This is a genomic window from Snodgrassella sp. ESL0323 (assembly GCF_013346865.1).
GTDB lineage: Bacteria > Pseudomonadota > Gammaproteobacteria > Burkholderiales > Neisseriaceae > Snodgrassella > Snodgrassella alvi.
Genome location: NZ_JAAEDT010000027.1, coordinates 25,755 through 34,825 on the forward strand (window position 1 = coordinate 25,755; position 9,071 = coordinate 34,825).

Sequence of the window (9,071 nt, forward strand, 5' to 3'; positions counted from 1 at the left end):
GGCAAATACTACTGATTAGAGCCATATCTTAAAAATACGGGCTATGCATGTCATTTATATCAGACCTGGGTAAAACAGACTGCCGGCAAGACACTTCTGCCGGCAGCAGAAAATTGCTATTGCCGGTGAATGATTCGCCTGCATTATTCAGTCATCACACAATTAGCATCGGCAATAACACCATTCACCAGATATGCATGCCATTAGCCGACACAGCGGTTTTGCATAAAATTGGTCAGATACATAACATCTTTCTTCCGGACAACATCAGACAAAGCCGGCACAAACGCCAGACAGAATTTATAGCCGGGCGGCTGGCGGCAAAATATGCCTTATTACAGTATGGTTACAGCAACTTTAGTCTGAAAACAGGCTCACAGGGACAGCCGCTTTTTCCTGAATCCTTACAGGGAAGTCTGAGCCACACCAGCAATCAGCGCCAATGTCTGGCTATTGCCTGCGTACAGAAAAAACAGCCGACACAACGCTATCTGGGTATCGATATTGAATACCGGCAGCATCAGAGTATTATGAATGAGCATAAATCCACGCTGAGCCTGTTTCTCCGGGCGGCCGAATTACGATATATAACCGAACACAGTACTGACCTGCCGCTGATGGCGCTGCTGCTTTTTTCAGCTAAAGAAAGCATTATCAAAGCATGGTTTCATCAATATCAGAAACTGATTAATTTTACTGATATAGCTTTCCAGTCGTATCGTCATTCATACCTGAATTTCCTGATTGATTCACCGCTTACCCATGCAAATCCGCAAACAGCAGAAGTTTATTTCCATTGCACAAAAGAAAAAATAATAACCATTGCATATATCTGAAACAGTTTGTGGCTGAATTTTGCCCAGAACAGAAAATTTTTCTGTATTTTTATTATAATTATTGATAATGATTACTATTTGCATTAATATAAACAAACTTACATAGCCTGATTTATATAGACTTTTCATTACATACAACCCGCATCTGTCTACAGGTAATAAAATGACGATTACAGAATCAAGCGCTGTTTCCCGCTCTCCTATTCAATCTCAGGATCAGTTTGCCTGTTTTGCAACCAGACAGCATCACATCAGTGCCAGACATCTTATCCACAAAATACATATGCCGGTTAATCAGTCCGAATCCTGCAATCAGCAGATTGCCGACTGTTTTAATCACATCAAAGCACAGGGATATGCCAATCCCATTCTTATTGCTGCTATTCCATTTGATACCAGAAAAAACGGCACCTTAAACTTTTACAGTGAATTTAATCAAACTTCACCAGCTCACTTTGAGCACAATCCTGCTTCAGCAGGCAAAACAGCAAACTCCCTTATCCGCAAAAAATCATTGGTAGAGCGTCAGGCATTCGAACACAGTGTTCAAACAGCTTTAAGCGCTATGGCGGATAATCAGATGCAAAAAATTGTGCTGTCGCAGGCAACAGAATTTGAATTTGCCCGGCAGTACAGCCCGGAGGATTTACTGAATATCCTTATCCGGCAAAATCCTGATGCCTATAAATTTATGATTCCTGTGGAAGAAGATCAGTATATTTTTGGTGCCAGCCCGGAATTACTGTTATCGCGCCAGCAGCAACAGGTACGCAGTAACCCGCTGGCCGGCTCCCGACCGCGCCCGGCCATTCCGGAACACAACAGCCAGACTCAGACAGAACTTTATCAGTCGGTCAAAGACAGGCATGAACATCAGCTGGTTATCGATAATATCCGGCATAAGCTCAGCAGCTATTGCTCAGCATATCAAGCATCAGAAATACCCGAAATTTTAACTACATCAACCATGTTTCATCTGTCATCAGTCTTTCAGGGGCAACTGAAAGCCGATGCGCCCGATGCACTTAATCTGGCACTTCATCTGCATCCCACACCGGCCGTTTGCGGCACACCAACGGATATCGCCAGAGACTTTATTCTCAATCATGAAGGCTATAACCGTCATTACTACAGCGGACTGAATGGCTGGATGGATGCCAGCGGTAACGGAGAATGGGTCGTTACTATCCGCAACGGCTTACTGAATCACAATATTATCCGCCTGTATGCCGGAGCAGGCATCGTTGAAGGCTCAGACGCAGCAGCAGAATGGTTTGAAACCGAAGCCAAAATGCAAACTATGCTCAATGTATTTCAACAACAGTAACATTATCTGGAGAAACAACCATGCAGCAAGCCATTATCGTTACCGGTGCAGCCCAGGGTATAGGGGCTGCGATTGTTACTAAACTGCTCAAACAGCACTATCATGTTATCGGAATCGATAAACAGCCCTATTCGCCGAGCTGGCCGGTACAACAGATGATTGAAGCCCAGTATCAGACTTACTGGACAAGCATTAGTCAGGATATTACTGCTTTCGAAGAAACCCGTATATTACTCAATACCCTGATTAATCAATACAATATAACTGGTCTGGTTAATGTGGCCGGAGTATTAATCCTTACACCATTGCTGAGTGCCACTGAGGCACAATGGCAAACCAGCCTGAATGTTAATCTGCTGGCGCCCATATTCATCAGCCAGCATTTAGCCGCACATTTCCGGCAGCAGCGACAAGGCTGTATTGTTACCGTCAGCTCTAACAGTGCCCGCATGGCGCGCACTGAGATGGGTTTATATGCCACCACCAAAGCAGCACTCAGCCATTTCTGCCGCAATCTTGCGCTGGAAGTTGCCCCGTATGTCCGAGTTAATATCGTTTCACCGGGCTCTACCCTCACAGCGATGCAACAACAATTATGGACCGACAATGAACCACCGGCCGGAATACTGGATGGTGACTTAACACAATATCGTCTTGGCATTCCTCTCAGAAAACTGGCTCAGCCGGCAGATATCGCCAATACCGTTTCTTTCCTGCTCTCTGAAGAAGCCGCACAGATCACTATGCAGGAAATTGTTGTAGATGGCGGGGCAACACTGGGCGTCTGATTCGCTTTAAAGAAAACAGATAAAATACGATTTTTATTTTAGTTTTTCTTATGGGTAAAATATGACAATGCGCTAATGAAACGACATGATAACGGTTATAATGTCGTTTCCGAGTGATTATCTTTAATATATTCCAATATATCAGCCGGCTGGCAATCCAGATACTGACAGATTGCCTCCAGCGTAGCCAGCCTGATACCTTTTACTTTTCCCTGTTTAAGCAAAGATAAGTTTTGCTCGGTAATACCAATAGCAGCAGCCAGCTCTTTTGATTTCACTTTCCGTTTAGCAAGCATAACATCTAAATTTATTCTAATCGGCACATTAAACTCCTGTTAAATAAACTGCTTATTTTCTTCTGCAATCTGGCATGCTTTTTTTAGTATCTGACCGATAATCATAATACTGATAGAAGGGAATAACAGAATTAAATCACTACTTTCAAATGATATCGAAATATACCGATCCGGAAAATGATTATTAAGCGTTAAGATAAACGATAGCAGAGGCTCTGAGAGCAATTGTAAAACTTCCCAAATCACCAAAGCTTTACCAAATGCATAACAGTAATTTGCTGATTTCACAGAAAAATAATCTGCTTTACTGTAGCTTAAAAACAGCAATCTGAGCTGAACGAAACCATAAGCCAGAATCGCAATGATTATGGTATCAATTAAGGTAGCAGAAACTGCCTGCCATAGAGAAAGTCTGGATATATCAATATCAGCATTACCATCACCCATACTATGAGTAATAAAAAATGAATATCCGCCGGAATTCAGTCCGATATTATGAATATCAAAAAAATAAAATAATAAAGGAGATATCATTCCGATACCTATACAGAATATAGGAATTAGGGTTAACTGAGACATTAATTTGCAATAATGGTTTAATCGGGAATGTGTTTCAAGCATTACAGTGTTCATGTTTAGTACCTTTTTATAAAAATATAAAAACCAGGCATACAATATCATGTAAATGTAAATTTAACAATAAAAAATTAAAATAAAACAATAATAATTTATTATATAAAATTAATTATTATAATTATTCATCAACCAGATAAGACAACAGCCGGCTTTTATGTCTAAAGTGAACTAAGCCTGTTCCCTGCTGATACAGAATTAATCTTCAAATAACCATTAAACCGTTACAGAATAAAACAATCATTTAAGTGGTCGGTTGCATTATCAAATGTTATAAAAATAATCAGCACCGGCGATGATAAATATATTGATTTAACATAATCGAAATAAAAACCAGATTAAAGCCAGTAAAAGTATTTCTGTTCTGACTATTATTCAGTAAATACAAATTCAGAAACCGAGAGAGGGGACGGGCAATCAAGAATTCTTAAAACTATAAAAACAGACTTGTTAAACAGTATAGAATATTGGCTTTAGCATATGATTATTTAATTATCGTGTCAGATAGCTACATGTTTGAATGAATGATCGAAATCTGATTCTGAGTTTAGTCAGCATATTCGAAATCTGCCATGTGGAAAGATTTATCGGAGAAAGTCCATAATGCCTAAAGCTTTAGCCGGAATTTTATTTGCACTATCAGCAGCCGCACTAAATGGTTCTATAGGTATTATCAGTAAATTACTGATGGCCAGTGGATTGAATCCTTATGAAATAGCGTTTTATAAAACGTTTCTGGCTTTGGTTTTTGTTTCACTACTCTTGATACGTACTCCATTTGCCCGGCAAATTCAGATAGTTGCCCCTGTATCAGATAATAATATAAAAATCTGGATGCATATTGGCCTGTGTGCTCTGTTTGGAATATTTACTTTGTTTTTCTTTGAAACAATCGCTTACGGGCATGGCAATGCAGCGAATGTAGTCGTAATACTCATGGCTTCAGCTACGATAGCGGCACTAGTTTTCGGCTGCTTATTATTAAATGAAAAAATTAAAATATCAGCCGTTTCCGGTGTTGCTGTTGCAATCGCCGGCATTAGCGTTATTTCATGGTCTGGACAGGCCTCATTATTGTTATTGATATTTGCTAGTGCCGCAGGAGCCGGTTACGGGCTGTTTAGTGTATTGGTTAAGAAATTCGGTTTACATGGTGGTATTTATCTGACCAGATTTTTATTATTGTTTGGTCTGATCTATCTGGCTATACCCTATTTAGCAACCTTCCGGCAAAATCCTTTTGATTTTCACTGGCAAACCGTCACAGGGCTGATAGCTTTGGCCATTTTACCTACTATTCTGGGATTTTACTGTACTACCAAAGCACTTGGTTATTTATCCGCAGCTCAGGTTCAGGTAACTGAATTAGCTGAGCCAATATTTGCCATGCTGATGGGCTGGCTGATTCTGTCTGAATTACCTGACTATGCTTTTTTCCTCGGTGCTCTGTTAATTATTACCGGTATTATGCTGATTAATAATGTATTGGGTTTATTAAAAACTTATTTTTTAAAAGAATAAAGATCAGCAAAAGGTAATCACTCTTTTGTTAGTTATCATATCTTTAATCAAAAAATCTGCAATGCTGATACCCTGGCAGGAAATACACTATTCATAATTTCACCTTTAATATATTTTTTATTGATGTTTTATACCATTCACTTTTATTTATCACCCTGCAAACTAATTTTCTTTAAAGATAAAAAAGCAATCTATAATAGAATTAATTCAGCCAAAAAACTAAACCCGTTGATTCATTCTAATATATATATTAATTTTGGTTTGCAGTGTACAGATTTAATAGATTTCTTACGCCAGAATTAAACTTCGTTCTGAAGAAATCTGAAAAGTTACACTTTTATGATATTAATATGCTATTACAAATAAGATATTGAACCAAACGGAGCGGTTTAATATCATAATGCTGATTATCTAAATAGCATTATGTTATTGATAAACGTATGGATACCTCATTTAATATAGTATAAGGAACATTAAACGAACTTGAAGATATATCATTACTTTTCTCTGAATATCGAGAATTTTATAGTATTAAGGATTGTCAATCTGAATCAAAAGAACTCATTAAAGAAAGATTGATAAACAATGATTCAATCATTTTTCTAGTCTACGATAATAAAACAGCATGTGGTTTCATACAGTTATATTTTTCATATTCTTCTTTAGCTATATCACCCACTATCATTTTGAATGATTTATATATTATAAAAAGCCACAAAAGATGCGGTGTTGACACGCAATTAATGGAAAACTAAGAAACTTCGCTAATAATTCTGTATATAACGGCATTCCATTATGCACATCAATCAATAACCTCAAAGCCAGAGCTCTGTATGAAAAGTCAGGTTATAAAATTGATGATCAATTTGTTTACTATCTTTTAAAGCCAAATAAGAAATGAGATATGAAAATTTATGATTTAGCCGGCTAATTTGTTCGTCTTACTTTCTTATCTCTGCTGATTTGGATTTATGTTTTCTTAAATCCAAATTATTTTTTATCTTTAATATCCGTTTTAAATAATTTGCAAATATCAAATATTTCTTTTTCTATCATTCACGGCCATAAAATGACATTGTTTACTGTTTCTCTCTCATTTTTATTATTTATTTTATTTTTTACATTAAATTCTTACATTTAAAGTTAATTATAAATAAGTACATTTATATTTTTTTATGTTAATTCTATATATTTAATATTAATTATTCAGTTTGCTCATACCTTTGTATTAAAAAGTTACAAGATTAAGTTAATCATTTATCTATTCTGAAAATATTAATAATTAATAATTAAGAATTTATAAGCTTTTATTTTTCAAGCGTAATCTTTTTCATTAATTGGATTTAACGCTGGGTAAACCTTTGTCATTGTTTATTCCGGAAGATTATTTCCTGAGTCGGTTATTTGCTGATACAGCCGTCAAGATAAGCAGATATTTTACAGCCGAGTAAGCAGATTCAAATTGTAGTACAGGGGGTTGGATTGTTGGTTTTGTAACTTTAATCAATCAGGAGAAAACCTATGAACAAGGTTTATCGGAATGTCTGGAATGAAAATACCCAAACATGGGTAGCCGCATCAGAGCTGGCGAATAGTAAAACCAAATCAAATACTGTTTGTGAACAATCAATAGTTAAAAAAATTATTAATAAGCTAGGGCTGAAAAAAATTGTTAGCGTAACAATAACAGCGCTGATTTTAGAATGGCAGGCAATTGCTCCAGTATATGCAGCTAATGCGGCAATTGTCGGCGGCAATAACAGCGGTACAGTTTGGCCGGGTGGTGGCTATCAATATGGCGGCCATGGTAGCACGGTACTCTCGGGGGATGACGACCATTGTGGTGCAGACAGAGTTAATGGTCGCAGAACCGTTTCAGACGGCATTACAGCAAAAGATGAATACTTACGTTTCATTAGAAATACTGCGTTTGGGACCAGTCATCCATACGGAAGCGTAACTTCTAACAGAGCAGAAGCATGGAGTGATGAAGGTTTGACCGATGGCGGAACCGGTTATCAGGCCGCCCCGACCGGCGGTGATAACAATGCAATGCCTGTAGCTTATGGTATTTATTCTTTTGCCTATGGCTGCGGTTCTTACGCTACCGGGAATTACTCCACTGCATTCGGAGCTAACGCAACTGCAACTGCGGGCGGAGCAATGGCTTTCGGCGTAGCATCTCTGGCTTCCGGCACTGCATCAATTGCCTTTGGTATGAGCTCTCAGGCGACAGGTGTTTCCAGTGTGGCTCTGGGCTCTATGGCTTCTTCAAATGGTACCGGCAGCGTAGCAGTTGGTTTAAGCAGTGCTGCAAATAAAGATGGAGCGGTTGCTTTGGGTGCCGGTGCAACTGCATCCGGTAACAGCAGTGTGGCAGTCGGTAATTCAACACAGGCAGCTGGCGATCAGAGTATCAGTATTGGCACGGGTAATCAGGTCAGAGGGCGTAAATCCGGGGCAATCGGCGGCGCACAAAACAATCCCACTTTCCAGGATGGTGGAATAAGTGCAGCCCCGGGCAACCCAACCATTATTACCGGTAACAACACTTATTCTCTTGGTAACGAAAACGGCACAATTGCTGTTGATGATTCTGGTGTTTTCGGTAATAAAAATACCATTAGCGGTACAACTGAAGGCATAAATAATATTCGTATTGTTGGTAATAACAATACTGTTAGTTCAGCCAAAGATTTGGTTTTTGGTAATGATAATACCGTCACAGCCACTCGTGGCCTGATTCTGGGCAATGATAACACGGTTAATGCCGATCGTGGCTTAATTATTGGTAATAACACAAGTACAGGTGCCAATGCTACTGATGCAATTGCTATTGGTAATTCTGTCAGCGTTAGCAATGCCAGTGGTATTGCAATAGGTACCAATGCTACGACTATTGTAGACACAGGTGTCGCTCTGGGCAGCGGATCAGTTGCCAATATTGAGAAAGGAAAAACCGGCTTTGACCCTACTGGTACAAATTCTGCTGCGAATAATCCGACCTGGACCAGCACCGCAGGTGCTGTTGCTATTGGTAGTGCAGACAACGGAATAACCCGTCAGTTAACCGGTCTGGCAGCAGGTACAAACGATACCGATGCGGTGAATGTGGCACAGATGAAAAATCTGGCCAGTGTTACAACCACTGGTTTAAGCTCGTTGTCTACTGCTGTAAGCAAAGTCGGTGATATGAGCAATGTTAATAGTAATATCAGCACACTGAACAGCAATGTTTCTGCTTTGCAGTCTGATGCACTGCAATGGAAAAATAATGCCGATGGTTCCGGTGCCTATGATGCCAGCCATGGTACAACTCAGGCGCAGAAGATTACTAATGTGGCTGCCGGTCTGGTGGAAGACGGTTCTACAGATGCAGTTAATGCCAGCCAGCTTTATCAGGTATCCACCTCTTCTGCTTCCGGTATCACTTCTTTATCTACAGCTGCTCTAAACACCACCGGCAAACTGAATACGGTAAGCAGTAATGTTTCTGCTTTACAGTCTGATGCACTGCAATGGAAAAACAATGCCGATGGCTCTGGTGCCTATGATGCCAGCCATGGTACTAATCAGGCGCAGAAAATTACTAATGTGGCTGCCGGTCAGCTGGCAGACGGTTCTACTGATGCAGTTAATGCCAGCCAGCTTTATCAGGTATCCACCTCTT

Annotated in this window: 8 protein-coding genes; 6 read left to right on the forward strand and 2 right to left on the reverse strand. The window is 39.4% G+C overall.

The features are described from left to right. The first annotated feature begins 47 nt into the window (after positions 1-47). The 3 genes from GY065_RS11350 (at position 48) to GY065_RS11360 (ending at position 2,951) form a co-directional block, all read left to right on the forward strand. The gene (locus tag GY065_RS11350) at positions 48-836 is read left to right on the forward strand and encodes a 4'-phosphopantetheinyl transferase (protein ID WP_174834202.1); all 789 of its coding nucleotides are present in this window, start codon (positions 48-50) and stop codon (positions 834-836) included. 163 nt (positions 837-999) lie between these two features. Further along, positions 1,000-2,163 (forward strand): isochorismate synthase MenF, encoded by a 1,164-nt coding sequence (locus GY065_RS11355; protein WP_174834203.1) that lies wholly within the window; start codon positions 1,000-1,002, stop codon positions 2,161-2,163. A gap of 20 nt (positions 2,164-2,183) precedes the next feature. After that, a complete protein-coding gene (locus tag GY065_RS11360) occupies positions 2,184-2,951 on the forward strand; it encodes an SDR family oxidoreductase (RefSeq protein ID WP_084548229.1) in 768 nt (255 codons plus the stop codon). Between the two features lie 95 nt (positions 2,952-3,046). Here the strand turns inward: GY065_RS11360 and GY065_RS11365 are convergent, their stop codons facing one another. Both GY065_RS11365 and GY065_RS11370 read right to left on the reverse strand, forming a co-directional pair. Beyond that, positions 3,047-3,247 carry a helix-turn-helix transcriptional regulator gene (locus tag GY065_RS11365; protein ID WP_180214759.1) on the reverse strand — a complete coding sequence of 67 codons (201 nt, stop codon included), beginning with the start codon at positions 3,245-3,247 and terminating at the stop codon, positions 3,047-3,049. A gap of 39 nt (positions 3,248-3,286) precedes the next feature. Further along, complete coding sequence (locus tag GY065_RS11370) at positions 3,287-3,880, reverse strand: DUF2975 domain-containing protein (protein WP_174834204.1); 594 nt, start codon at positions 3,878-3,880, stop codon at positions 3,287-3,289. A 603-nt stretch (positions 3,881-4,483) separates the two neighbouring features. On the opposite strand from GY065_RS11370, the gene GY065_RS11375 reads away from it, so the two are divergent. The 3 genes from GY065_RS11375 to GY065_RS11380 all read left to right on the forward strand — a co-directional run. Then, the gene (locus GY065_RS11375) at positions 4,484-5,401 is read left to right on the forward strand and encodes a DMT family transporter (RefSeq protein ID WP_174834205.1); all 918 of its coding nucleotides are present in this window, start codon (positions 4,484-4,486) and stop codon (positions 5,399-5,401) included. A gap of 491 nt (positions 5,402-5,892) precedes the next feature. Next, on the forward strand, positions 5,893-6,156 hold the full coding sequence (locus tag GY065_RS13655; RefSeq protein ID WP_371731965.1) for a GNAT family N-acetyltransferase: 264 nt from the start codon (positions 5,893-5,895) through the stop codon (positions 6,154-6,156). A gap of 766 nt (positions 6,157-6,922) precedes the next feature. Next, on the forward strand, positions 6,923-9,071 hold a 2,149-nt coding region (locus tag GY065_RS11380; RefSeq protein ID WP_202984097.1), incomplete at its 3' end, for an ESPR-type extended signal peptide-containing protein.

Bases quoted from the DNA above. Each gene is read 5' to 3' on its own strand.
- GY065_RS11365 (WP_180214759.1), bottom strand. From the start codon at position 3,247: ATGCTTGCTAAACGGAAAGTGAAATCAAAAGAGCTGGCTGCTGCTATT.
- GY065_RS11370 (WP_174834204.1), bottom strand. From the start codon at position 3,880: ATGAACACTGTAATGCTTGAAACACATTCCCGATTAAACCATTATTGC.
- GY065_RS11375 (WP_174834205.1), top strand. From the start codon at position 4,484: ATGCCTAAAGCTTTAGCCGGAATTTTATTTGCACTATCAGCAGCCGCA.
- GY065_RS11360 (WP_084548229.1), top strand. From the start codon at position 2,184: ATGCAGCAAGCCATTATCGTTACCGGTGCAGCCCAGGGTATAGGGGCT.
- GY065_RS11350 (WP_174834202.1), top strand. From the start codon at position 48: ATGTCATTTATATCAGACCTGGGTAAAACAGACTGCCGGCAAGACACT.
- GY065_RS11355 (WP_174834203.1), top strand. From the start codon at position 1,000: ATGACGATTACAGAATCAAGCGCTGTTTCCCGCTCTCCTATTCAATCT.